Origin of the sequence: Leifsonia sp. SIMBA_070 (assembly GCF_046534635.1) — a bacterium.
Taxonomy (GTDB): domain Bacteria; phylum Actinomycetota; class Actinomycetes; order Actinomycetales; family Microbacteriaceae; genus Leifsonia.
Window position 1 is genome coordinate 376,817 of record NZ_JAWRYK010000001.1, and the last position, 23,035, is coordinate 399,851.

Annotated in this window: 21 protein-coding genes and 1 pseudogene; 14 read left to right on the plus strand and 8 right to left on the minus strand. The window is 70.8% G+C overall.

Annotated elements, in window-relative coordinates; genetic code table 11:
- Window position 1: 1 nt before the first annotated feature.
- Complete coding sequence (locus SB754_RS01710) at window positions 2-1,999, plus strand: protease pro-enzyme activation domain-containing protein (RefSeq protein WP_410780627.1); 1,998 nt, start codon at window positions 2-4, stop codon at window positions 1,997-1,999.
- Between the two features lie 79 nt (window positions 2,000-2,078).
- Window positions 2,079-2,612: a GNAT family N-acetyltransferase gene (locus SB754_RS01715; protein ID WP_410780628.1), complete on the plus strand. Its 534-nt coding sequence runs from the start codon at window positions 2,079-2,081 to the stop codon at window positions 2,610-2,612.
- On the opposite strand, the gene SB754_RS01720 is transcribed toward SB754_RS01715, so the two are convergent.
- Window positions 2,609-3,577 carry an NADP-dependent oxidoreductase gene (locus tag SB754_RS01720; RefSeq protein WP_410780629.1) on the minus strand — a complete coding sequence of 323 codons (969 nt, stop codon included), beginning with the start codon at window positions 3,575-3,577 and terminating at the stop codon, window positions 2,609-2,611. The two genes, SB754_RS01715 and SB754_RS01720, sit on opposite strands and share 4 nt — an antisense overlap.
- Before the next feature lie 327 nt (window positions 3,578-3,904).
- Between SB754_RS01720 and SB754_RS01725 the strand changes: the two are divergent.
- Window positions 3,905-4,357, plus strand: a pseudogene (locus tag SB754_RS01725) (DUF998 domain-containing protein); the annotation flags it as partial.
- A gap of 50 nt (window positions 4,358-4,407) precedes the next feature.
- Here SB754_RS01725 and SB754_RS01730 read toward each other — a convergent pair.
- The 5 genes from SB754_RS01730 to SB754_RS01750 all read right to left on the minus strand — a co-directional run bounded on the left by SB754_RS01730 (window position 4,408) and on the right by SB754_RS01750 (window position 9,455).
- Window positions 4,408-5,244, minus strand: a complete 837-nt coding sequence (locus SB754_RS01730; RefSeq protein ID WP_410780630.1) for a YqaJ viral recombinase family protein — start codon at window positions 5,242-5,244, stop codon at window positions 4,408-4,410.
- A complete protein-coding gene (locus SB754_RS01735) occupies window positions 5,241-6,284 on the minus strand; it encodes a Gfo/Idh/MocA family protein (RefSeq protein ID WP_410780631.1) in 1,044 nt (347 codons plus the stop codon). Before SB754_RS01735 ends, SB754_RS01730 begins: the two co-directional genes overlap by 4 nt.
- A gap of 5 nt (window positions 6,285-6,289) precedes the next feature.
- Entirely contained in the window at window positions 6,290-7,024 is a 735-nt protein-coding gene (locus tag SB754_RS01740) for a ThuA domain-containing protein (protein ID WP_410780632.1), read from the minus strand.
- Window positions 7,021-8,163: a Gfo/Idh/MocA family protein gene (locus SB754_RS01745; protein ID WP_410780633.1), complete on the minus strand. Its 1,143-nt coding sequence runs from the start codon at window positions 8,161-8,163 to the stop codon at window positions 7,021-7,023. The genes SB754_RS01740 and SB754_RS01745 overlap by 4 nt, the downstream gene beginning before the upstream one ends.
- 101 nt (window positions 8,164-8,264) lie before the next feature.
- Window positions 8,265-9,455: an ROK family protein gene (locus tag SB754_RS01750; RefSeq protein ID WP_410780634.1), complete on the minus strand. Its 1,191-nt coding sequence runs from the start codon at window positions 9,453-9,455 to the stop codon at window positions 8,265-8,267.
- A 176-nt stretch (window positions 9,456-9,631) separates the two neighbouring features.
- Here SB754_RS01750 and SB754_RS01755 point away from each other — a divergent pair, with 176 nt between their 5' ends.
- The 7 genes from SB754_RS01755 (at window position 9,632) to SB754_RS01785 (ending at window position 16,031) form a co-directional block, all read left to right on the plus strand.
- Window positions 9,632-10,354, plus strand: coding sequence for a sugar phosphate isomerase/epimerase family protein (locus SB754_RS01755; protein ID WP_410783241.1), 723 nt, complete (start codon window positions 9,632-9,634; stop codon window positions 10,352-10,354).
- Window positions 10,351-11,448 carry a Gfo/Idh/MocA family protein gene (locus SB754_RS01760; protein WP_410780635.1) on the plus strand — a complete coding sequence of 366 codons (1,098 nt, stop codon included), beginning with the start codon at window positions 10,351-10,353 and terminating at the stop codon, window positions 11,446-11,448. The genes SB754_RS01755 and SB754_RS01760 overlap by 4 nt, the downstream gene beginning before the upstream one ends.
- 8 nt (window positions 11,449-11,456) lie before the next feature.
- Window positions 11,457-12,599 carry a Gfo/Idh/MocA family protein gene (locus SB754_RS01765; RefSeq protein WP_410780636.1) on the plus strand — a complete coding sequence of 381 codons (1,143 nt, stop codon included), beginning with the start codon at window positions 11,457-11,459 and terminating at the stop codon, window positions 12,597-12,599.
- A complete protein-coding gene (locus SB754_RS01770) occupies window positions 12,592-13,641 on the plus strand; it encodes a sugar phosphate isomerase/epimerase family protein (RefSeq protein WP_410780637.1) in 1,050 nt (349 codons plus the stop codon). Before SB754_RS01765 ends, SB754_RS01770 begins: the two co-directional genes overlap by 8 nt.
- A 164-nt stretch (window positions 13,642-13,805) precedes the next feature.
- Window positions 13,806-14,405, plus strand: coding sequence for a pentapeptide repeat-containing protein (locus SB754_RS01775; protein WP_410780638.1), 600 nt, complete (start codon window positions 13,806-13,808; stop codon window positions 14,403-14,405).
- Between the two features lie 26 nt (window positions 14,406-14,431).
- On the plus strand, window positions 14,432-15,097 hold the full coding sequence (locus SB754_RS01780) for a TetR/AcrR family transcriptional regulator (RefSeq protein ID WP_410780639.1): 666 nt from the start codon (window positions 14,432-14,434) through the stop codon (window positions 15,095-15,097).
- A 52-nt stretch (window positions 15,098-15,149) separates the two neighbouring features.
- Complete coding sequence (locus tag SB754_RS01785) at window positions 15,150-16,031, plus strand: alpha/beta fold hydrolase (RefSeq protein ID WP_410780640.1); 882 nt, start codon at window positions 15,150-15,152, stop codon at window positions 16,029-16,031.
- Between the two features lie 12 nt (window positions 16,032-16,043).
- Here SB754_RS01785 and SB754_RS01790 read toward each other — a convergent pair whose 3' ends face one another.
- Together SB754_RS01790 and SB754_RS01795 are read right to left on the minus strand one after the other, a co-directional pair.
- Window positions 16,044-16,715, minus strand: coding sequence for an ABC transporter ATP-binding protein (locus SB754_RS01790; RefSeq protein ID WP_410780641.1), 672 nt, complete (start codon window positions 16,713-16,715; stop codon window positions 16,044-16,046).
- Between the two features lie 26 nt (window positions 16,716-16,741).
- Window positions 16,742-18,301, minus strand: coding sequence for an ABC transporter permease (locus SB754_RS01795; protein WP_410780642.1), 1,560 nt, complete (start codon window positions 18,299-18,301; stop codon window positions 16,742-16,744).
- A gap of 172 nt (window positions 18,302-18,473) precedes the next feature.
- Between SB754_RS01795 and SB754_RS01800 the strand changes: the two genes are divergently transcribed.
- The 4 genes from SB754_RS01800 (at window position 18,474) to SB754_RS01815 (ending at window position 23,035) form a co-directional block, all read left to right on the plus strand.
- Window positions 18,474-19,673, plus strand: coding sequence for an NAD(P)/FAD-dependent oxidoreductase (locus SB754_RS01800; protein WP_410780643.1), 1,200 nt, complete (start codon window positions 18,474-18,476; stop codon window positions 19,671-19,673).
- Window positions 19,674-19,675: 2 nt separating this feature from the next.
- Window positions 19,676-20,572 carry an RNA polymerase sigma-70 factor gene (locus SB754_RS01805; protein ID WP_410780644.1) on the plus strand — a complete coding sequence of 299 codons (897 nt, stop codon included), beginning with the start codon at window positions 19,676-19,678 and terminating at the stop codon, window positions 20,570-20,572.
- Window positions 20,573-20,639: 67 nt separating this feature from the next.
- Window positions 20,640-21,410, plus strand: coding sequence for a response regulator transcription factor (locus tag SB754_RS01810; RefSeq protein ID WP_410780645.1), 771 nt, complete (start codon window positions 20,640-20,642; stop codon window positions 21,408-21,410).
- Window positions 21,407-23,035 (plus strand): sensor histidine kinase, encoded by a 1,629-nt coding sequence (locus SB754_RS01815; RefSeq protein WP_410780646.1) that lies wholly within the window; start codon window positions 21,407-21,409, stop codon window positions 23,033-23,035. The genes SB754_RS01810 and SB754_RS01815 overlap by 4 nt, the downstream gene beginning before the upstream one ends.

The window sequence follows — 23,035 nt, forward strand, 5'->3', positions numbered from 1 at the left end:
CATGACACGTCGCACCACTCGATCCCTCCACAAGAGGGCGCTCGGGATCGTCGCCACCACGTCTGCCGTGGTGGCTTTGTCATTGGCGGGGGCATCAGCGGCCGGCGCCGCCGACCGCGTGCCGTACGCCGGCTCCGTCCCAGCGTGGGCCACCGCGGCCAACGACACGGGAGCGGCCCCCGCGGCCGCCACGGTGCAGGGCGAGATCTACCTGCCCCTGCGAGACCAGAAGGGCGCGGAAGCGCTCGCCAAGGCGGTGTCGAACCCGCTGGACCGCGGTTACCGCAAGGCATTGTCGCCGCAGCAGTGGATCAACCGGTTCTCGCCCACGAAGGCCGACTTCGATTCGGTGGTCAACTTCATCAAGGCAGCAGGGCTCACCATCCAGGGCGTCCCGGACAGCCGCCAGTACGTGGTGTTCCGTGGAACGCCCGACCAGCTCGGCTCCGTGTTCGGAACCTCGCTGCACACCTTCAAGCACGGTGACCACGACCTGATCGCGCCGGCCTCCGCTCCGTCGGTCCCGGCATCCATCGCCTCGAAGGTGTCGGCGATCAGCGTGGAGCAGTCCCGGACCACCACGCGTCCGGATTCGATCAAGCAGGGCGATCTCGGCGCCTCCGGCGACCCGCAGGTCTCGCGCAAGATGGCGGCCGCGGCGCCGGTGATCGACGCGCCGTGCTCGCAGTACATCGGCCAGAACGTCGTGACGGTCCCGTCCGCGTACAACGGCCAGACCCAGTACAGCACCAACAACTGCGGCTACACCCCGGCGCAGCTGCGCAGCGCGTACGGCCTGACCGACCTGGCGAAGAAGGGCATCAACGGCACCGGCCAGACGGTCGCCATCATCGACGCGTACGCCAGCCCCAGCATCCTCAAGGACGTCAACAGCTACTCGCAGCAGAACGGCGAGCCGACGCTGACCAACTCGAGCTACCAGCAGCTGGTGCCGAGCCCGAGCCAGTTCACCGACCAGGACCTGTGCCAGCAGCCGAGTGGATGGCAGGGTGAGCAGACGCTCGACGTCGAGTCGGTGCACGGTGTGGCTCCCGGCGCGCGCATCCTGTACGTCGGCGGAACGGACTGCTCGGGCGGCCTGGACATCGCGATGTCGAAGATCCTCGACAACAAGCTCGCCAACATCGTCAGCAACAGTTATGGCAACCTGGGCGAGGCTGTCCCGTCGGACGTGATCCAGGGCGAGGTCAACCTGCAGCTCCAGGCGGCGGGCGAGGGTATCGGCCTCTACTTCTCCAGCGGTGACAACGGCGACGAGGTCGCGAACCTCGGCTACGCATCGCCCGACTTCCCGGCGTCCTCCCCGTGGGTGACCTCGGTGGGCGGCACGAGCACCGCGATCGATCAGAACGGCAAGATCGCGTGGGAGACCGGCTGGGGCGACCAGTTCGACCAGATCGTCAAGAACGCGAACGGCACCCTGAGCTACGCCCAGCCGCTGCCGGGCACGCGTTTCGTCGGCGGGGCGGGCGGTGGCGTGAGCGCCGTCTTCGCCCAGCCGGACTACCAGCGCGGGATCGTGCCGGCGGCTCTGGCACAGGGCAAGCGCGTCTCCCCGGACGTCGCGGCGCTCGCCGACCCGTACACCGGCTTCTCGATCGGGATCCGGCCCATCGTCGACGACACCACCCTCGCAACCGGCGACTACATCAACGAGACCTACGGCGGAACGTCGCTGGCCTCGCCGATCGTCGCGGCTCAGATCGCGATCGTCCAGCAGGCCGCCCACACCACCATCGGGTTCGCCAACCCGACGCTGTACGGCGTGAAGCGCATCCTGCCGAACGCGTTCCGCGACGTTCAGCCGCAGAACCCGCCGCAGGCGCTCGTCTACACCAGCAAGATCAGCGGCAACACCTACCTGATCACGATGGACCAGGACACCTCGCTGAAGACCGCGAAGGGTTACGACGACGTCACCGGACTCGGCGGCGTGTCGTTCGACCTGCTCAGCTGGGTCGCCCAGGGACGGCACTAGCCGCACCAGCGCCAGCGCAGCACCACCGACCGGCCGTCTCCTGATCGGAGGCGGCCGGTCCGCTGTCTAGGCTGGAGGGGTGACTCTCACCATCCGCCCGGCCGTCGCCGGTGACGAGGCCGCCCTGGCGGCCGTCGCCGCCGTGACCTTCCCGCTGGCCTGCCCGCCGCACACCACCGACGAGGCGAAGGCCTCGTTCATCGCGCAGGTGCTCTCAGAGGAGCGGTTCGCCGAGTACGTGTCGGACGGTGACCGGCGGCTCCTCATCGCCGTGGACGGCGACGGCGTCGCGGTCGGCTACACCATGGTCAACCTGGGCGAGCCCGCCGACGACGACGTGCGCGCCAGCATCCGCCTGCGGCCGAGCGCCGAGCTGAGCAAGTGCTACGTGCTCCCGGGCCACCATGGCGAAGGGGTCGCGGGCCGGCTGATGACCGAGAGCGTGCGCGTCGCGGCAGAGTCCGGGGCGGCCGGGATGTGGCTGGGCGTGAACGAGGAGAACGCGCGCGCTCAGCGCTTCTACGGCAAACACGGCTTCGAGCGCGTCGGATCCAAGCGCTTCCTGGTCGGCGACCGTTACGAGGACGACTGGGTGATGGAGCGCCCGCTCTAGCCCTCGGCGACCTTCACGACGACCTTGCCGCGGGTGTGTCCGCTCTCGATCGCGGCGTGAGCATCGGCGATCCGGTCGAGCGGGAAGATCTGGTCGACGTGCACACGTACGTTCCCCGCCTCCAGCAGCCGCGCGATGACCGCGAGGGTGTTGCCGTCCGGAGCCACCTTGTAGTGCGTGCCGCGCAGGCCCGCAGCCGCGACATCCGCTTCGAAGGTCGGCCAGCTTCCCGTCGGCGCGTTGATGATCAGGCCGCCCGGGCGGACCGCCGCCAGGGAGCGGGTTCCGGTGTCGTCGTGGACGTTGCCGACGAGGTCGATGACCACGTCCGCGTCGTGCACGACCTCCTCGAAGCGGGTCGTGGTGTAGTCCACGACCTCCGCGGCGCCGAGCGACCGGAGCCAGGAGGCTTTGCCGCCGGAGGCGGTGGCGATGACGTGGGCGCCGAAGTACGAGGCGAACTGCACCGCGAAGTGCCCGACGCCGCCGCTTCCGGCGTGGATGAGCATCCTCTGCCCCTCGTGCGCCTTGGCGACCTCGACCACCATCCCCCAGGCGGTGAGCGCGGCGAGCGGCGCGGCGGCCGCCTCGATGTGCGAGAGCGTGGCCGGCTTCCGCACCACACTCAGAGACGGGACCGAGAGGTACTCGGCGTAGCTGCCGCCGTAGCGGGGCACCATCACCATCCCGAACACCTCGTCTCCGGGGCGGAGCGGATGGGCGCTGTACGGCGACTCGACCACCACTCCGCTGAAGTCGTGGCCGAGGACCGCGGGGAAGTTCTGGATGGCGTCGAAGACGCCCCGCCCGGAGCGCGTCTTGGCGTCGAGCGGGTTGACGCTCGCCGCCACCACCTTGATGATGAACTCGGCGTTGACCCGGTCGGGGTATGCGGTCTCGCCGATCCGCAGGGAATCGGGACCGCCCGCGCCGTCGAGCAGCGCCGCTCGCATCGTCTTCGGCATTCGTCATCCCCTCGTCGTCACCCGCTGCTCTCGAGCGGTGTCCCCCCAGTCAAGCCCGGACATGATTCACCGGTGTTACGGAGGGGTCACCGCATGTGAACACTCTGTTTCGGATACCCCCAGTACGTTCCCAGCGACGCGCCGGTTAGGATTCATCGACCCACGACCGAGGAGCCGCCCGTGCGACGATTGCTGCGCATCGCCCGCGAGCCGTTCGCCGTCCCCTCCTTCGCCCGCGGATGGCAGCGCGCGGTGCCCCTGCTTCTCGGTCTCGGCACCCTTTGCGTCCTCGGCGGCCTGACGATCATCTGGGCGGCCCGCCTGACGGTGCCGTACGCGGTCTACGTCAGCGAGCTCGGCGCACATGGAGCGGCCACCGCCGGGGCGTTCGCGGTCGCCCTCCTGCTCATCGCCTCCGGCGGGTTCGCCATCGCGCTGGCGAGCGGCCACGTGCGGTCCTCTGCGCCGGTGCTCAGCCGCTGGGCGCCGGCGGTCACGCTGGCCTTCGCGGCCGTCTGCTTCGTGCTCGCATCGCAGGTGACGTGCTCGGCCTACTGCCCGGTGCCGCTGGTCGACCCGAAGTCGACGCCGCAGGACCTCATCCACACCGTGTCGGCGGTGCTCGGATTCGGGGCCGCCTGCTTCGCCATGCTGCAGGTGGGTTTCAGCCGCGCCCTCCCGCGCGTCTCGCGGCTGTCGCGGGTCAGCTGCGCCACCGTGGCCGTCATCACGATCATCGGCGGCCTGCTCGCCATCGTGCGCGTCGGGGCGGATGTCGGCGCCTGGCTGGAGCTGATCGGCACGACGGTCGCCGTCGCCTGGATCGCGGTCTACGCCGTCGCGCTGACGCGCATCCCGCTCGCTGTCGCACCCGAGCCGGTGGAGGCGCTCGCCGAAACCGTCGCCGACCCGGCTGCGGGATCGGCCGCCGGCGCGGCCGCAGAAGTCGCCTGACGCAGCACCTCGATGAGGTCGGCGGCCAGGCTCACCAGCTTGGCGATCTCGGCGTCGTCGCGGTCCACCCAGCGGCACTCCGGCTCGTCGCGGAGCGGGACGAAGCCGTCGTGCTGCTCCCAGACGAACAGGGTGCGCTCGGCGCCGAGGACGTACTGCTGCCACCAGATCTGGCGGAGGTACGGGCGCGGGATGCTGCGGAACGGCTTGTTCGTCGTCTTGATCTCGGCCAGCTCGATGCGGCCCTCCGAGCGGAGGATCAGGCCATCCGGCGTCGCCAGGTGGCGACGATCGCGTTCGGCGTGGAAGAGCAGCTCCGACGGCTCGATGCCGTGCGTCGCGGCCACCCAGGCGGCGATCTCCGGCTCACGTGAGCGGCCGTGCTGGGTGAAGACGTTCCCGCTGAAACCGCTCCCGTGGAGCTTGTCGTATGCGGCCGCCCGGATCGAGCGCGCGCTGGAGAGCTTCGCGACGTCGGTCGCGGTGATGCCGCGGCTGCGGGCACGCAGCCAGCCCACCCGGTCGCTGGAACGCGCGACGACGCGCGCCAGGTGTCCCGTCTGGCCGGGGATGGCCGGGACGACGGGGACGGGCGCCGGCCGCGCCGGACTCAGATCCGCTAGAACGGCCGGCCGGTACAGGTCGGCGTTGCGGTACGGAGCGGAGTCGAGCACTCCTCCATTGTGCCGCCTCCCGCCGACCCTCGCCGTCACTCCACGCGCGTCGCCCCGAGTTGCCGCCGGGCCTCGTCGATCGTCGCCAGCGTGTCGACCGCCTCGTCCAGCGGATGCAGCGGCGACTCGGTCCGCCCCTCGGCGACATAGCGGGCGAGCGCTGCGGCCTCGTACGCCATGCCCTCGCGGTACGGGCGCCCGTACGGGTCGCGCCAGTGCGCCGCGAGAGTGCCGTCGCTGCGGAAGACGCGCAGGCCGCTCGGTCCCCAGAACGGGCTGTCCAGCTCGACCCGGCCCGCGCTCCCGCAGATGGTGGCCAGCGACGGCGTCCCGGCGAGGAGGCTGGTGCTCAGCAGTGCCTGGGCGCCGTGTGCCGACGACAGCACGAGTGCCGCCTGCTCGTCGACCCCGGTCGGGGCGAGGGTGCCCGTCGCGACGATCCCGGCGGGCGCGCCGAGCGCGAACGACGCCCACGACACGGTGTACACGCCGAGGTCCAGGAGCGCCCCTCCCGCCAGCGCAGGATTCCAGAGCCGGCCTGACGGATCGTAGGCGGCTCTTCCGCCGAAGTCGGCCGTGACGACGCGCAGCTCGCCCAGCGCCTCCCGGTCGAGGAGCTGCCGGACGATGTCGGTCTGCGGCAGGTAGCGCGTCCACATCGCCTCCATCGCGAAGACGCCGGCTCGGCGGGCCGCGGCGACGATCCGCCCCGCCTGCTCGGCGGTCACCGCGATGGGCTTCTCGATGAGGACGTGCTTGCCCGCCGCGATGGCGAGCAGCGCGTGCTCCAGGTGCTCGCTGTGCGGCGTCGCGACGTAGACGACGTCCACATCGGGGTCGGCCACGAGCGCATCGTAGGAGCCGTGCGCGCGATCCACGCCGTGCGCAGCAGCGAACGCCCGGGCGCGCTCGATCGAGCGGGAGCCGGCAGCCACCACGCGCTGGGTGGTGTGACGGTGCAGGGCGGCGGTGAAGTCGGCCGCGATCCCACCCGGTCCGAGCACGCCCCAGCGCAGCGGAGGCGCGTCGGCGGGATCGGGATGGCGGGGTTCGGGCAGGTCGGCGAGCGTGTCCGTCATCGGGGTCAGACCGGCTGCGGGTTCGAGACCGTGGGCGCCTGACGTGTGCCCGCGACAGGAGCCGCCCAGCGGACCCCGTTGGCGAGGACGCGCCGCACCTGCGGGTGGAAGTACACCGGGTACTCCTGGTCGCCGGGGCTGAAGTAGAAGATCTTGCCTCGCCCGCGGGTGAACGTGACGCCGGAGCGGAACACCTCGCCCCCGGTGAACGAGCTGATGAAGACCACGTCGTCGGGCTTCGGGATGTCGAAGAACTCCCCGTACATCTCCTGGGCGTCGATCACGATCGGCTGGTCCACGCCCTCGGCGATGGGATGCGCCGGGTCGACGTTCCAGACGAGTTCGCGCTCTCCGCCCTCCGGGTTTCGCCACCGCAGCGAGCAGGTGGTTCCGAGCATCCGGATGAAGATCTTCGAGAAGTGCCCTGAGTGCAGGACGATCAGGCCCATCCCGCCCAGGACGTGCTGGCGGACGCGCTCGACGACGTCATCGGAGACGCGGTCGTGGGCGATGTGGCCCCACCACAGCAGCACGTCGGTCTCGGCGAGCGACTGTTCGCTGAGGCCGTGCTCGGGGTCGTCGAGGGTGGCGGTGCGAACGGCGACGTCGTCGCCGAGGAGCTCGCTCAGCCCCTCCGCGATGGCGCCGTGGATGCCGCGCGGGTAGATCGCGGCGATCTCGGGCTGGGTCGCCTCGTGGACCCCTTCATTCCAGACGGTGACGCGCACGGTCATGGTCATGCTCCTTTCGTGGCGGATGCGGTCGCGGTGGCGGTCTCGGTGACGTGAGCCAGCCGCACTTCGGCGCCGATGCGTGCCGACTCGTAGGCGGCGTCGATCACGCGGGCCCGATCCAGCGCGAGCGAGCCGTCCCAGTCGGACCAGTGGTCGGGGTCGGCCACGTGCTCGAGGAACGTCTCGACGACGGCCAGGTGGCCGCGGCCCGGATCCGCCGTGACGGTGATGTCCTCGCTCTGCTCGCCGTCGCCGGTGAAGATGGTGAGCTCGCCGGAGGGGGCGTAGTCGACCACGCGCAGGTCCGCCCCGCCCTCCGTGCCGTACAGGGTGATGCCGAACTCGTCACCGGCGGGCCGGTAGGCGGCCCAGCTGGTTTCGATGACGATCGAACCGCCGCCGTCGAGGCGCAGCAGCAGGCTGGCGAGGTCTTCGACCTCGTATGCCGATCCGACGTGCTGTTTGCCCGCGCTCGCGCCGCCGCGGCCGCGGATGCCCAGCTCGGCGTGCGTGACGGCGGAGACGGCGGTCACGCGCGGCTCGCCGAAGAGGTGCAGTGCGTAGTCGAGCACGTGCACGCCGATGTCGATCAGGGGACCACCGCCCGCCATCTCCCGGTTGGTGAACCAGCTGCCGAGCGCCGGGATGCCCGCCCGCCGCAGCCAGATGGCCCTCGCGTGGTACGGGCGCCCGATCTGCCCGGCGTCGATGGCCGCCTTCAGCGCCTGGATGTCACCGCGGCGGCGGTGGTTGAACGCGACCTCCAGCACCCGGCCGGCGCGGTGGGCGGCGTCGACCATCGTCTGTGCCTCGGCGGCCGTACGGGCGATCGGCTTCTCGCTGAGGACATGGATGCCCGCATCCAGCGCCCCGACGGCGATCGGGGCGTGCAGGAAGGTCGGGACGGCGACGCTGACGACGTCGAGGTCGCCTTCTGCGACCAGGTCCTTCCAGTCGCGGTGCAGCCGGTCGAGGCTGTACTGCTCGCCGAGTTCGGCGCGCGGCCCGTCCTCCATGCCGGCGATGGTGACCAGCTCGACGCCGGGGAGGGCGTCGTACGCGGCCATGTGCTGCTGGCCGGCCCAGCCGAGGCCGATGACTCCTGCGCGGAGGGGGCGGCCGAGGGGTTCGCTGTTGGTGCTCACGGCATTCCTTTCATGGGGTGCTTTCACTGTGTGCGTCAGGTGCGTTGTCGAATCGATTCGAGAAGGTCGGTGGGAGTGCGTCTCATGCCGGTGTACCCCGTTCAGCGGAAGAGGGAACGGGGTGTCCCGGCGTCCGGATCGAGTGCGCGTTGGACGACCATGATGGCGGCTCCGATCACCCCGCCGGTCTCGCCGGATCGCGACTGCGTGATGGTGAGGTGCTGCGTCGCCAGCGGTGTGGACCGCTGGTAGACGACTTCGCGCATCCCGGCGAGCAGTTGCTCGCCGACGCGGGAGAGGCTTCCGCCGACGACGATCGTCGACGGGTTGAGGAGGTTGACGCACGTCGCGACGACCGCCCCGAGATCGCGGCCCGCCTGGCGGATCGCGCTGTGCACGGCAGGGTTGCCGCTGCGCGCGAGCTCCACGACGTCATCGCTGGTCGACGCCTCGAAGCCGGCCTCGGCGAGTGCCCGGGCGATGGCAGGGCCGCTCACCAGCGACTCCAGGTCGGCGTCCTGCACTCCGTGGCTCGGCGTATCGGTGCCGAACGGCACGCGTACGTGGCCCAGATCGCCCGCGGATCCGAGGGCCCCGCGCTGCAGGCTGCCCCCGCTGATGATGCCGGCGCCGACGCCGGTCGCCACCTTGATGAACAGGAGATCCGTCTCGTCGGGCCACATCAGCGCCTGCTCGCCGAGCGCGAGCAGGTTCACGTCGTTGTCGACCAGCACCGGAACGTCGAAGACGCGGCGGATGTAGTGCGGGATGTCGAAGCGGTCCCACCCTGGCATGATCGGCGGGTTCACGGGCAGGCCGGTCGAGTGCTCCACCGGCCCCGGCACTCCGACGCCGACGCCGATGAGCTCGTCGGGCTGCCGACCGGAAGCGATGTACAGCTCGCTGGCCACCTCCAGCGCCCAGTCGAGGATGGGCTCCGGGCCGTCGGCGATGCTCAGCCTCCGGGATTCGCTGGCCGTGATGGTGCCCGCCAGATTGGCGAGGGCGACGATGCCGTGGGTGGCTCCGAGGTCGATCGCCACGATCACGCGGGAGTCCGGATTGAACCGGATCCGGGCGGGCGGTCGTCCGCCTGACGACACGTCGTCGCCGGCGGGCGCCACGAGCCCCGCCTCGGTGAGGATGTCGATCCGGGAGGCGATGGTCGAGCGAGCCATTCCCGTCAGCTCGGCCAGCTGCGCACGGGTGCGGGGGATGCCGTCGCGCAGGATCGCCAGCAGCTCCGCGGCGTCTGCGGCGACGAGCACCGAATCTCGCGCGCTGTCGGTCATGACGGTATTGAACCACAGTGCCGGTCCGCCACCTAAAGATATGCATTCACCCGTCGACTTTTGTTTGACATCCGGCAAAAGCCGAGCTTGAATGGAGGCGCGCCTTCCGGCGCGTCCACCCCGCTTCCACCCCATTTACCTCGACGAGGAGAACAGTGTCGACGTCAAAAGTCTCCGTGCAGCTGTACACGGTCCGAGAACTCCTGACCGAAGACACGGTCGGCACCCTCAAGCGAATTGCCGACATCGGGTTCACCCAGGTCGAGCCGTTCGCATTCCTCACCTTCGGTGATGCGCTGCGCGACGGCCTGCGCGAAGCGGGTCTCTCCGCGCCCACGACCCACCAGGGTTTCATCGGCGGCGACCTCGACGAGGTGTTCGAGTCGGCGAAGGCTCTCGGCATCCAGACCGTGATCGACCCGTTCGTCGCACCGGAGCGCTGGCAGAGCGCCGCCGACATCGCGCAGACCGCCGAGGGGCTCAACGCCGCTGCCGAGGTCGCGGCCCGCCACGGCATCCGTGTCGGTTACCACAACCACGACCACGAGATCTCGAACACCATCGAGGGCGTCACCGCTCTCGAGTTCTTCGCGGGTCAGCTGGCTCCCGAGGTCGTCCTCGAAGTCGACACCTACTGGGTCGCGGTGGGCGGGGCCGACCCCGTCGCCCTGCTCCCCAAGCTGGGCGACCGCGTCGTCGCGCTGCACATCAAGGACGGGCCGGGCACGCACGAGACGAAGGACCAGGTCGCCGTCGGCCAGGGCTCCCTCCCGATCGAGCAGATCATCGCAGCAGCCCCCGACGCCCTTCGCGTGATCGAGCTCGACGACTCCCGCGGCGACCGATTCCAGGCCGTCGCCGACAGCTTCGCCTTCCTCAACGGCAAGGGCCTCGCATGAGCGGCGGCCCGGTCGGAGTCGGCGTCATCGGCGCCGGAGTCATCAGCAACCAGTACCTCGAGAACCTCACCGCCTTCCCTGACCTCGACGTCCGCTTCGTGGCCGACATCGACCTCGAGCGCGCCAAGGCGCAGGCCGAGAAGTTCGGCGTGCCCGGGTCGGGAACGGTCGAGGAGCTGCTGGCTGACGACGGCATCGAGATCGTCGTCAACCTGACGATCCCGAAGGTGCACGTGGAGGTCGCGCTGCAGGCGCTCGCCGCCGGCAAGAACGTGTGGAGCGAGAAGCCCTTCGCGCTCGACCGTGCGAGCGGTCAGGAGCTGCTCGAGGCCGCGCACTCCCGCGGGCTGCGGGTCGCGACCGCGCCGGACACCTTCCTCGGCTCCGGCATCCAGTCCGCCCGTCGTCTCATCGAGAACGGTGACATCGGCGCACCGCTCACCGCGCTCACCCTGATGCAGAGCCCCGGCCCCGAATCGTGGCACCCGAACCCCGACTTCCTGTTCCAGGAGGGCGCCGGCCCGCTGTTCGACATCGGCCCGTACTATCTGACCGCTCTGGTGCAGATCTTCGGTCCGGTCGCACGGGTCAGCGCGAGCGCGTCTCGCGCGAAGGAGACCCGTGTCATCGGCTCCGGTCCACGTGCCGGCGAGGAGTTCGCGGTCACCGTGCCGACCCACGTCAGCGCCCTGTACGAGTTCGAGACCGGCCAGACCGCGCAAGCGGTGTTCAGCTTCGACTCGAAGCTCGGGCGCACCCAGTTCGAGGTCGCCGGGGTCGAGGGAACGGTCGTCGTGCCGGACCCCAACACCTTCGAGGGCGAGCTGCTGGTGCACGGGGTGGATGGAGTGAACACCGTCCCGTCGACCGGCACCACCGACACGCGCGGCATCGGCGTCGTCGAGCTGGCACGGGCCATCCGCGCCGGGATCCCCGAGCGGGCCTCCGGCGAACAGGCCTACCACGTGCTCGACATCATGGTCTCGACCATCGAGGCGGGGGAGTCCCGCACACCGGTCGAGGTGCAGAGCACCGTCGACGTGGCTCCGGCCCTGCCGGAGGACTGGGACCCGCGAGCCGCGACCCTGCGGTGACCGACGACATGACGGACGCAAGCGCGACGAACGGCGGACTCACCCGCCGCGACGAGAGCACCGCCGGTTCGCGCCTCCGGGTGGCGATCGTCGGCGGTGGGTTCATGGCCGAGGTGCACACGCGCGCCGCACGGGCGGCGCGAGCCGACCTGGCCGGCATCGTCTCGTCGACGCCCGAGCGGTCGGTCGCGGCGGCCGACCGTCTCGGCATCGCCCGGGCGTACGGCTCCCTCGACGAGCTGCTCGCCGATGACACGATCGACGTGGTGCACGTCACCACGCCGAACGCCCTGCATGCCGAGCAGGCGGCCGCCGTACTCGCCGCAGGCAAAGACGTGGTCTGCGAGAAGCCGCTGACCACCTCCGTGACCGATGCCGAGTCCCTGGTCGCTGCGGCCGAGGGCCGGACGGCGACCGTGCCGTTCGTCTACCGGTTCCACCCCATGGTGCGCGAGGCGCGCTCCCGGTTCGCCTCGGGCGAGGCGGGCAGCGTGCTCAGCATCAACGCCTCCTACCTGCAGGACTGGCTGCTGGGCGCCGCCGACGACAACTGGCGCGTCGACGCCGATCAGGGCGGCCGGTCGCGCGCCTTCGCCGACATCGGATCGCACCTGGTCGACCTGGTCGAGTTCATCAGCGGCGACCGGGTCAGCCGGGTCGCCGCCACGAAGCGGACCGTCTTCGCCGAGCGCGCCGCCCACGCCGGTATCACCACCGAGGATTCGGCCGCCGTGGTCATCGAGACGCGCTCCGGCGCACTGGGTACCCTCCTCGTCTCACAGGTGGCGCCAGGCCGCAAGAACCGGCTCTGGCTCGAGATCGCCGGCAGCTCCGAGAGCGTCGCCTTCGACCAGGAGCAGCCGGAGACGCTCTGGGTGGGTCGCCGGAAGGGCAGCCTCCTGATCCCGCGCGACGCGGACCAGCTGAGCCACGACGCGGCGCGTCTCTGCGTGGTGCCCTCCGGGCATCCCCAGGGCTACCAGGATGCGTTCAACGCGTTCGTCGCCGACAGCTACGCGGCGGTCGCGGGCGAGAGCCCGGAGGGGCTGCCGCGCTTCACCGACGGCCTGCGGGCCGTGCGGATAACGGACGCGGTGATCGACTCGGCCGAGTCGGGAACCTGGATCGAGATGGGAACAACGAATGACTGATGTCACCAGCGGCGACAGCGCCACCGAGTCGGGTCGCACGCACCCGGTCACCCTCTTCACCGGCCAGTGGGCCGACCTGACGCTGGAGGAGGTGGCGAAGTACGCCTCGGAGTGGGGCTACGACGGCCTCGAGATCGCCTGCTCGGGCGAGCACCTCGACGTCTGGCGCGCCGCCGAAGACGACGCCTACCTGCAGGGCCGCCTCGACATCCTCGACCGCTACGGCCTGAAGGTCTGGGCCATCTCGAACCACCTGAAGGGTCAGGCGGTCTGCGACGACCCGATCGACTTCCGCCACCAGGCCATCGTCGGCTCGAAGGTGTGGGGCGACGGCGACCCGGAGGGCGTGCGCCAACGCGCAGCCGAAGAGCTGAAGCTGACGGCGAAGGTCGCCCGCAAGCTCGGCGTCGACACGGTGGTCGGCTTCACCGGCTCCAGCATCTGGCCGTACGTCGCCCAGTTCCCGCCGGTCCCCGCTGAGGTGTTCGACCGCGGCTACCAGGACTTCGCCGACCGCTGGAATCCCATCCTCGACGTGTTCGACGGCGAAGGCGTGCGCTTCGCCCACGAGGTGCACCCGTCCGAGATCGCCTACGACTACTGGACCAGCGTCCGCACGCTCGACGCGATCGATCACCGTGAGGCGTTCGGCTTCAACTGGGACCCGTCCCACATGATGTGGCAGGACATCGACCCGGTCGGCTTCATCGTCGACTTCCAGGACCGCATCTACCACGTCGACTGCAAGGACACCCGCCTCCGGCCCAAGAACGGCCGTGCCGGAGTCCTCGGGTCGCACCTGCCCTGGGGCGACCCGCGCCGCGGCTGGGACTTCGTGTCCACCGGCCACGGCGACGTGCCGTGGGAGGACGCCTTCCGGGCACTCGAGTCGATCGGCTACGCCGGCCCCATCTCCATCGAGTGGGAGGACGCCGGGATGGACCGCCTGCACGGCGCGAAGGAGGCCGTCGGCTACATCCGCTCCCTGCTCTGGAAGCAGCCGACCGCGTCGTTCGACGCGGCCTTCAGCAACCAGGACTGACCCGGGCTCGCCGGTCGCGCACCCACCCCCGGATCGCGGCGACGATCGACGCGAGGATGACGACCGACGCGAGGATGACGACCGAGGCGAGGATGACGACCGACGCGAGGATGACGACCGACGTCCTTGAAGAAGGTACGCTCGCGCCCGGCTAGGCTCGGGGCGTGACGGGCACTGAGGAGACCATCAAGGGCGAGGACTGGTACGGGCGCGAGCTGGACGGGGTGGAGTACACCGGCGTCGTGTTCGACGACGTCGACATGACCGAGCTGAGGTCGAACGGCGCGACGTTCACCGAGTGCGTGTTCCGGAAGGTCCGCTTCAACGTGAGCGAGCACACCGACTCCGCGTTCGTGAACTGCCGGTTCGAGTTCTGCAACTTCTTCGACAGCGCCTTCCGCCGGTGCAAGCTGACCGGCAGCATCTTCCAGGGCTGCGAGTTCGCCCTCCTGAAGGTGGAGGGCGGCAACTGGTCGTTCGTCGGCCTGCGTCGGGCGGAGCTGAAGGGCGCGTCGTTCGAGGGCGTGCGCCTGCGCGAGGCGGACCTCTCGGAGGCCCGGTGCCAGGAGGCCCGATTCGAGGGCTGCGACCTGAGCGCCGCCGCACTGACCGGCGCGGACCTCACCGCCGCCAGCATCGCCGGGAGCGACCTCACGGGCGTCGACCCCTCGGAGGTCGTCCTGCGCGGAACCGTGATCGACGAGCGGCAGGCCGTCGTCCTCGCCGAGGCGCTCGGGATGGTCGTGGTCCCGGTTCCCCGGTAGCCGCTTTCGGTGTTACGATACGGAACGTGTCGTATTCCGAATCCTCCCGCCGACGCGGTCGCCCGCGCGACGAAGCTCTCGACGCGCACATCCTGAGCACGGTCAACGAACTGCTCACGGAGCGCGGCTACGACGGCGTCTCCTATGAAGAGGTTGCCCGCCGTGCCGGGGCATCCAAGCCGACGCTCTACCGACGATGGGCGACGAAGCGCGACATGGTGGTCGCGGCCGTGAAAGCAGGCCCCGCGGGGCGTGACGACGATGGCCCGATCGACACCGGCTCCCTCCGCGGTGACCTCCTCGCCCTCTGCCGCAGGCTCCTCACCACGATGCAGTCCACCGACGGGCAGACGGCGCTCGCACTCCTGGAGGCCGGCTTCGACGATCCCGAGCTGGGCGAGACGATCGAACAGACGGTCGGGCCCACCGGCGCCCGGCTGCCGGCGTCCGTCGTCGCCGCGGCGGTCGCCCGCGGCGAGCTCCCCGAGGGCGTCGATCCCTTCGCCTTCGAGGAGGTGACGGGGTCGGTCCTGCTGCTGCGGCGGCTGAACGGCCTGGCGACGCCTCCCGAGTACCTGGAGGCCCTGGTCGACGCCGTCCTGATCCCGGCCCTGCAGGCAAGCGCGAAGCGGACCGGCGCCCTCCCGGCCGGCATCTTCTCCGGCCGCACGTCAGGCGACGCCGGCGCCTGACGCACCGGCGCACTCCTTCCCACACTCACCCGCACAACCTCCGAGGAGACCCATGCCCACCATCGACGGATTCACCTACGCCACCATTCCCGGCCAGGCAGGCGTCCCCCTCCACGTCGCCGTCGGAGGTTCAGGCCCCGCGCTCGTGCTGCTGCACGGCTTCCCGCAGACCCACTACATGTGGCGGGAGGTGGCTCAGCGCCTGGCCGCGGAGCACACGGTCATCGTCCCCGACCTCCGCGGCTACGGCGAGAGCGGAAAGCCGGAGGAGGACGGCCCGGAGACCTACTCGAAGCGCACGATGGGGGAGGACGTCGTGTCCGTCGCCGCCGCGCTCGGCCACGACCGTTTCGGGCTGGTCGGCCACGACCGCGGAGCCCTCGTCGGCGTGCGCGCGGCCCTCGACCACCCCGACCGGGTGCGGTACCTGGGCATCCTCGATGTGCTTCCGACCCTGGACACCTGGGAGGTTCTGCACGGCGTCGACGCGAAGGTTGCCTGGCACCTCTACCTGATGGCGCAGCCGGTGGGCCTCCCCGAGCGGATGATCGCAGCGGTCGCCGAGGACTTCTTCGCGTCCTTCCTCGATGCCTGGGACACCGACGGCTCCACGTTCACTCCGGAGGTGCGCCGGCACTACATCGACAGCTCGGTGGACGCCGTGCCCTCGATCGTCGCAGACTACCGCGCCAGCGCCGGGATCGACCTGGAGCAGGACCGCGCCGACCGGGAGGCGGGACGGCGCCTCGCCATGCCGGTCGCCGTCCTGTCGCAGGACTGGGGGTCGCAGCTCGGCTTCGACGCGAGCGCGATCTGGGGCGCCTGGTCGGACGACTCGACGTACCAGCCGATCGACGCCGGCCACTTCATGGCAGAGGAGAAGCCGGATGACGTCGCACAGTTCATCCGGCTTCTCGCTGCCCGCTCCCGCTGAGCGGGCGACGGCTCAGGCGACCTCGGTCACCGCGCCGTGCTTGATGTGGAGCCGCCGCTGGGCGCGCTTCGCGACCGCGGTGTCGTGGGTCACGATCACCACGGTGAGCCCGCGGTCTCGCCACAAGCCCTCGAGGAGGTCCATGATCTCGTCACGGGTCTCCTCGTCCAGGTTGCCGGTCGGCTCGTCGGCGAGGAGGACCTCAGGGTCCTTCACGAGGGCGCGCGCGATGGCTACCCGCTGCTGCTGACCGCCGGAGAGCTCGGAGGGCAGGTGGTTGCCGCGGTCGGCGAGCCCGACGGAGGCGAGCGCCTCGGCGGCGCGCCGCTTCCGCTCGGCGGAGCTGACACCCAGGGGGGCGAGCGCCGTCTCCACGTTCTCCTGGGCGGTGAGCGTCGGGATGAGGTTGAAGCCCTGGAAGACGAAGCCGATCTCCTTGGCGCGGATCTTCGCCAGCCGGGCATCCCGCTGCTTCGAGAGGCTGTCCGCGCCCAGCTGCACCGAGCCGGACGTGGGCCGGTCGAGCGCGCCGAGCATCTGCAGCAGGGTCGACTTGCCGCCGCCGGTGGGGCCCTGGATGGCGACCAGCTGGCCGTCGGGGATCTCCAGGGTGACGTCGTTCAGTGCGACGACCTGGCGCTTGGACTGGGTGTACTTCTTGGTCACATCGGTGAGGGTGTACATCGTTTGCTCCTTGGGTGGTGACCGGCTCAGGCGACCGAGCGGAGGGCGGCGGCGGGGCGGAGGCGCGATGCGCGCCAGCCGCCGATGGCTCCGGCGAGCAGGCCGCCGAGGACGGCCAGTGCGACGGCGCCGACGATGATCCACATCGTGACGGGTGCGTGGAGCGCGATGTCCGCAGAGGTCGTCGCCGCTTGGCGTGCGGCGCCGAACGCACCGCCCCCGCCGAATCCGGCACCGCCCCCGAACCCGGCGCCGCCGGTCTCGGCCCCGGTCCCCGTTCCGGTCCCTGCGCCTGCCCTGGTGGCCCCGGCCGCGTTGGCGACTCCGTGGCTGATGCTGCCCGTCAGGGTGGGCGAGACCAGGTTCACGACCAGGACGCCGAGGAGGCCGACCGCGACGCCGATCACGCCGCCGATGAGGCCCTGCACCACGGACTCGCCGGCCACCTGGCCGACGACGCGGCCGTTGGACCAGCCGATGGCCTTCAGCGTGCCGAACTCGCGCGTGCGCCGGGTCACGCCGGAGATCGTGAACAGGATGGCGATGAGGAACGCTGCGGCCAGCACGATGACCGAGAGCCAGGTGCCGAGGTTGCCGATGAGTTCGCCGGCGCTGCCGAGCGAGCCGGACACGGTGGAGGCGAGGTCGGCCTGGGTGCTGACGGTCGCGCCGGAGACCGCCTTGGTGAGGTCGGTCTTGATCTGGGCGATGTCGCCGGACGAGGCCGCCTTCACGTAGACCGAGGAGATCTTGCCGCTCTGGCCGGCCAGGGTCTGCGCGACGTCCAGCGGGATGTACGCGTTCGCGGCCGTGGTGGAGTCGGAGCCGGTGGCCGCGACGATGCCGATGACGGAGAAGTCGGTCCCGCCGATCGTGATCTTGTCGCCTACGGCCTTGCTCGCGGTCTTGGCGTAGCTCGCGTCGAGCACCACGACGTCCTTGCCCTTGTCGGCCGCGGCGAAGCTGCGCCCGCCGGTCAGGGTGACGGAGGCGAGCGGTCCGACCGACTTGCCGGCCGGGTCGAGCCCGAGCACCGAGAACGAGTCGACGGTGAAGGAACTGCCGCCGGCGCCGTCGGAGCCGCCGGTCGGCGGGGCGGTCGACTGGGTCGCCTGGCCGCTCTGGCGCTCCTGGCGGAGCTGGGCGAAGTCGGGCAGCGTGCCGCTGAAGCTGGTGTTGGTGAGGGAGAGCACGGCAGCGGCCGCATCCACGTTGTTCACCTTCTCGACGGTGGCGAGCGTGGTCGCGTCCATGACGGTGGTCCCGCGGGTCGCCTGGAGCCGGGAGGTGTTCACCTGCCGCGCAGTGCCCGTGTCGGTTCCGGCGTTCGCCCCGAAGTCGAACCGCGGTCCGCCTCCTGCCGCCTGGTCGGCGGTCGCACCCTGGGCGGCGGCGGGCTGGCTGACCGTGATGTCGGTGCCGACGCCGTAGACGGACTGCAGGACACTCTCCTGCGCTTGCTTCACGCCGGCGGAGACGGCGTTGACGATGATGACGAGGGCGATCGCCAGCGCCATGCCGATGGCGATGATGATCGTCTGCTTGCGGCGGTTGAACAACTCGCGCCGCAGATAGGTCCCGAACATTGGCTTCCAAACTGTGCTGTCGGATGAACTTCTTGCGGGAGGTTAAGGACCGCCGTTTTCGAGCCCCTATGGCGAAGCTATGGGTTAGCCGTGTGCGGTCCACCCTGTGGGATGTCACACGCTGTGCCGCTGCCGTGTCTGCATGTTCAGAAGCCTCGAGAAGGAGAGAACCATGCAGAACCGGACGCACGTGATCGTCGTCGGAGGCGGCTACGCGGGGGTGACCGCAGCCAACCGTCTCACCCGGAACGACGCGGTGCAGGTCACGCTCGTCAACCCGCGGCCGGTGTTCGTGGAGCGGATCCGGCTCCACCAGCTGGCCGGCGGGTCCGACGATGCCGTGGTGGACTTCGGCGACGTGCTCGCGCCATCCGTTCGGTTGCTCGTCGGCGCCGTCGAGAGGATCGACGCGTCCCAGCGCAGCGTCCGGCTCGCCACCGGCGAGGTGCTCGGCTACGACTACCTGGTCTACGCGGCTGGCAGCGGCGGCGTGGTCGCCGACGTCCCTGGCGCGCGCGAGCATGCGCTGCCCATCGCCGACCTCTCGGACGCCCGACGGCTGCGCGCCGCGCTCGCCGAGGTCGATGCCGCAGCGCCGGTCGCTGTGGTGGGCGCCGGCCCTGCCGGCATCGAGGTCACCGCCGAGCTGGCCGAGGGCGGACGAAACGTGGTGCTGCTCTGCGGAGGGAGTCTGGGCCCCACCCTGCACCCGCGAACGCGCCGGTCCGTCCACCGGCAGCTGGCCGCCCTCGGCGTGACCGTGGAGGACGGCCCCGGATCCCGAGCGGTGTCCGTGTCGGCGGATGCGGTGGAGCTCGCCGACGGTCGCATCCTGCCCAGCGCCATCACCGTCTGGACGACCGGCTTCTCCGTCCCCGAGCTGGCGCGGCGCAGCGGCCTGATCACCGACCCGATCGGCCGCCTCCTCACCGACGAGACGCTGACCAGCGTGGACGACGACCGCATCGTGGCCGCAGGGGATTCGGCGGCGCCCTCCGGTGTCCCCCTGCGGATGAGCTGCCAGGCGGCCGGCCCCCTCGGCGGGCACGCAGCCGACACCGTTCTGCGCCGGATCGCGGGGGAGACCCCCGAGCCGTTCTCGATGGGCTTCGTCGGTCTCTGCCTGAGCCTCGGGAGGGAGCGCGGCATCTTCCAGGTCGAGCATCGTGACGACACGGCGACGGCCATGCGCATCGACGGTCGCGCCGGAGCCCGGGTGAAGGAGCTGATCTGCTGGGGCACCGTGAAGCAGCTCTCGCTCGAGGCGCGGCACCCCGGGATCACACGCCTGCCGGCGGTCCTCGGGGACCGCGGCCGCCGCCGTATGATCGCAGCGGGGGACGTCCTGGCGACGGCCGCAGACAGGGGATGAGGATGGGCTCACGCGTGCCGGATCCGGCGACCGAGGTCTTCGTCGCCAACCGCAACCTCCTCTTCACCGTCGCCTACGAGCTGCTCGGTTCCGCGGCTGACGCCGAGGACGTGCTGCAGGAGACCTGGCTGCGCTGGTCCGGGGTCGACCACGACGAGGTCCGCGAGCCGCGCGCGTACCTCGTGCGGATCGCGACCCGGCTGGCCCTCAACCGTCTCCGCAGCGCTCAGCGCCGGCGCGAGACGTACGTCGGGCCGTGGCTGCCCGAGCCGCTGCTCACGTCTCCGGACGTCGCGGAGGACGCCGAGCTGGCGGAGAGCGTGTCCATGGCGCTGATGGTCGTGCTCGAGACCCTCGGGCCGACCGAACGCGCGGTGTTCGTGCTCCGGGAGGTCTTCGGGTTCGAGTTCGCGGAGATCGCGGCGGCCGTCGACAAGTCGCCCGCGGCCGTGCGCCAGATCGCCCACCGGGCCCGCGAGCACGTGGAGGCGCGCCGCCCGCGGGTGGCCGTCTCTGCGACGGAGGCGCGCGCCGCGCTGGAGACCCTGCGGGTCGCCCTCGAGAGCGGCGACCCGCGCCCGATGCTCGATGTGCTCGCGCCCGACGTGGTCCTGCTGAGCGACGGCGGCGGCATCAAGCAGGCGGCGCTCCGCCCCATCGTCGGGGCCGACAAGGTCACGCGCTTCGTGGCAGGAGGCCTCAGCAAGGCCCCGGCGGAGGTCACCGTCCAGACGACAGTCGTGAACGGCAGCCCGGCGCTCGCGGTCTACGTGGGCGGCGAACTGGATGGCATCCTCACTGCGCACCTGGACGGTGGCAGGATCGACGGCCTCTACTTCGTCCGCAACCCGCAGAAGCTGACCAGAGTCACGGAGGAGACAGCCCTCTCCCGTCGCTGACGGGAGAGGGGCGCCGCTCAGAGACTTCATAGGTTGTGCAAAGACGGCATCCATTCGCCTCCTCATAATGGGAAAGGTGACCATCAACACTCGCGCCGCCACCGGCCCCTCCAGCCAGCCCCGAAGCCTCCTGCGCCGCGCGGACGGCAGCGCCATCCGGGTCCTCGTCGTCGACGACGAGGCGACCCTCACGGACCTGCTCGCGATGGCACTCCACTACGAGGACTGGGACGTCAAGACGGCCGCGAACGGTCAGCAGGCCCTCCAGCTCTCCCGCGAGTTCAAGCCGGACGTCGTCGTGCTCGACATCATGCTTCCGGACATCGACGGCCTGCAGGTGCTCTCGCGCATGCGGGCGGACGGCAACGAGGCGCCGGTCCTCTTCCTCACCGCGAAGGACTCGCTCGACGACCGCATCGCCGGTCTCACCGCGGGCGGCGACGACTACGTCACCAAGCCGTTCAGCCTGGAGGAGCTGGTCGCGCGCCTCCGCGGGCTGCTCCGGCGCTCACGTGCGGCGGTCGCCGACCACGACGACCCCGTGCTGATCGTCGGCGACCTGGTGCTCGACGAGGACAGCTACGAGGTGCACCGCGACGGCGATCCCATCCAGCTCACGGCCACCGAGTTCGAGCTGCTGCGGTTCCTGATGCGCAACCCGCGCCGGGTGCTCAGCAAGGCGCAGATCCTCGACCGGGTGTGGAGCTACGACTTCGGCGGGTCCTCCAGCGTGGTCGAGCTGTACATCTCGTACCTGCGCAAGAAGATCGACGCCGGTCGCGCGCCCATGATCCACACGGTCCGGGGCGCCGGCTACATGGTGAAGGCCGCGCAGTGACCTCAGCCCGCGTCGCGGGTGCCCCACCGACCGCCGCCCCACCGACCACCGCACCGGACGCCCGACCCGCGAGACGCCGGTTCCCCCGCCTGCGGCCGTTCCGCTCCTGGACGCTGCGCAGCCGCGTCGTGCTCGTGGTCGTCGCGATGCTGGCGGTGCTCGGCGCCGTGATCGGGACCGTCAGCGTCTTCGCCCTCCAGAACTACCTGATGCAGCGGCTGGACGGGCAGCTCACCTCCGCCCTCGAACGCGGACAGCACGCCGCCGACCGCATCAACGCCGGCGGCCCGACCGTGCCCGAAGCGGCCGGGGTGGTCCAGACTCCCGGGCAGCCGACGGGAACCCTCGGCGCTGTCCGCAGCGCGGACGGCGGCCTGCTGTTCCGCCCGGTGATCCTCGCCGACCGGCCACCGGACTCCTCCGCCAACCAGCCGCTCGCTCCGAAGCCGGTGACGATCGACGGGCTCGCCCTCCTGAGCGTTCCCGCTGACCAGAAGCCACGCACAGTCGACCTCGGTCCGGCCGTCGGCTCGTACCGCATCGCGGCGGCGCAGCTCAGCAACGGCGACAGCGTCATCATCGGCCTGCCGCTCAGCGACGTGAACGCCACGGTCGCACGGCTGACGCTCGTCATCGTGCTGGTCACGCTGGCCGGTCTGGTGTTCGCCTTCCTGATCGCGAATGTGGTGGTGCGCCTGGCGATGCGCCCGCTGGAGCGCGTCGCCGGCACCGCGGAGCAGGTGGCGTCGCTGCCGCTCGACCGCGGCGACGTCGCGCTCTCCGTCCGGGTGCCGGAGGCCGACACCGATCAGCACACCGAGGTCGGAAAGGTGGGAGCGGCCCTCAACCGGATGCTCGGGCACGTGGCGTCGGCCCTGACCGCACGCCAGGCGAGCGAGCAGAAGGTGCGCCAGTTCGTGGCTGACGCGAGCCATGAGCTCCGCACGCCGCTCGCCTCCATCCGCGGCTACGCCGAGCTGACACGGCGCGCCCCGCACGAGCTCCCGCCGGACGTGACCCGCTCCCTCGGCCGCATCGAGTCGGAGGCGACGCGGATGACCTCCCTGGTAGAGGATCTGCTGCTGCTGGCGCGCCTCGACGAGGGCCGCGAGCTCGACCGCGACCCGGTGGACGTGACCCTCCTGCTGGTGGACGCGCTCAGCGACGCCCACGCGGCAGGCCCCGACCACGAGTGGATGCTGGACCTGCCCGACGAGCCCGTCGAGGTGCTCGGCGACGCTCCTCGGCTGCACCAGGTGCTGATGAACCTGCTGGCGAACGCCCGGGTGCACACGCCCGACGGCACGAAGGTCACCGCGGGTCTCCGTGCGGACGCCGAAACGGGCACGGCGGTGATCACGGTCGCCGATGACGGCCCCGGCATCCCCGAAGAACTGCAGGCGACGCTCTTCGAGCGGTTCGCCCGGGGCGACAGCTCGCGCAACAGGGCCACCGGATCCACCGGTCTGGGACTCGCGATCGTCCACGCTGTCGTCCTCGCTCACGGGGGAGAGGTGACGGTCGCCAGCGAGCCTGGCAGCACCGTCTTCACGGTGAGGCTCCCGCTGGCGCCCGCTCCGGAGCCCGCGGCAGCTCCGGCCCCGGCGCCGGTCAGCGCGGATTGA

Coding starts and splice junctions, on each gene's coding strand:
- SB754_RS01710 (WP_410780627.1), top strand. CDS start 2: ATGACACGTCGCACCACTCGATCCCTCCACAAGAGGGCGCTCGGGATC.
- SB754_RS01720 (WP_410780629.1), bottom strand. CDS start 3,577: ATGCCGAAGACGATGCGAGCGGCGCTGCTCGACGGCGCGGGCGGTCCC.
- SB754_RS01735 (WP_410780631.1), bottom strand. CDS start 6,284: ATGACGGACACGCTCGCCGACCTGCCCGAACCCCGCCATCCCGATCCC.
- SB754_RS01740 (WP_410780632.1), bottom strand. CDS start 7,024: ATGACCATGACCGTGCGCGTCACCGTCTGGAATGAAGGGGTCCACGAG.
- SB754_RS01750 (WP_410780634.1), bottom strand. CDS start 9,455: ATGACCGACAGCGCGCGAGATTCGGTGCTCGTCGCCGCAGACGCCGCG.
- SB754_RS01760 (WP_410780635.1), top strand. CDS start 10,351: ATGAGCGGCGGCCCGGTCGGAGTCGGCGTCATCGGCGCCGGAGTCATC.
- SB754_RS01765 (WP_410780636.1), top strand. CDS start 11,457: ATGACGGACGCAAGCGCGACGAACGGCGGACTCACCCGCCGCGACGAG.
- SB754_RS01770 (WP_410780637.1), top strand. CDS start 12,592: ATGACTGATGTCACCAGCGGCGACAGCGCCACCGAGTCGGGTCGCACG.
- SB754_RS01785 (WP_410780640.1), top strand. CDS start 15,150: ATGCCCACCATCGACGGATTCACCTACGCCACCATTCCCGGCCAGGCA.
- SB754_RS01790 (WP_410780641.1), bottom strand. CDS start 16,715: ATGTACACCCTCACCGATGTGACCAAGAAGTACACCCAGTCCAAGCGC.
- SB754_RS01795 (WP_410780642.1), bottom strand. CDS start 18,301: ATGTTCGGGACCTATCTGCGGCGCGAGTTGTTCAACCGCCGCAAGCAG.
- SB754_RS01800 (WP_410780643.1), top strand. CDS start 18,474: ATGCAGAACCGGACGCACGTGATCGTCGTCGGAGGCGGCTACGCGGGG.
- SB754_RS01805 (WP_410780644.1), top strand. CDS start 19,676: ATGGGCTCACGCGTGCCGGATCCGGCGACCGAGGTCTTCGTCGCCAAC.
- SB754_RS01810 (WP_410780645.1), top strand. CDS start 20,640: ATGGGAAAGGTGACCATCAACACTCGCGCCGCCACCGGCCCCTCCAGC.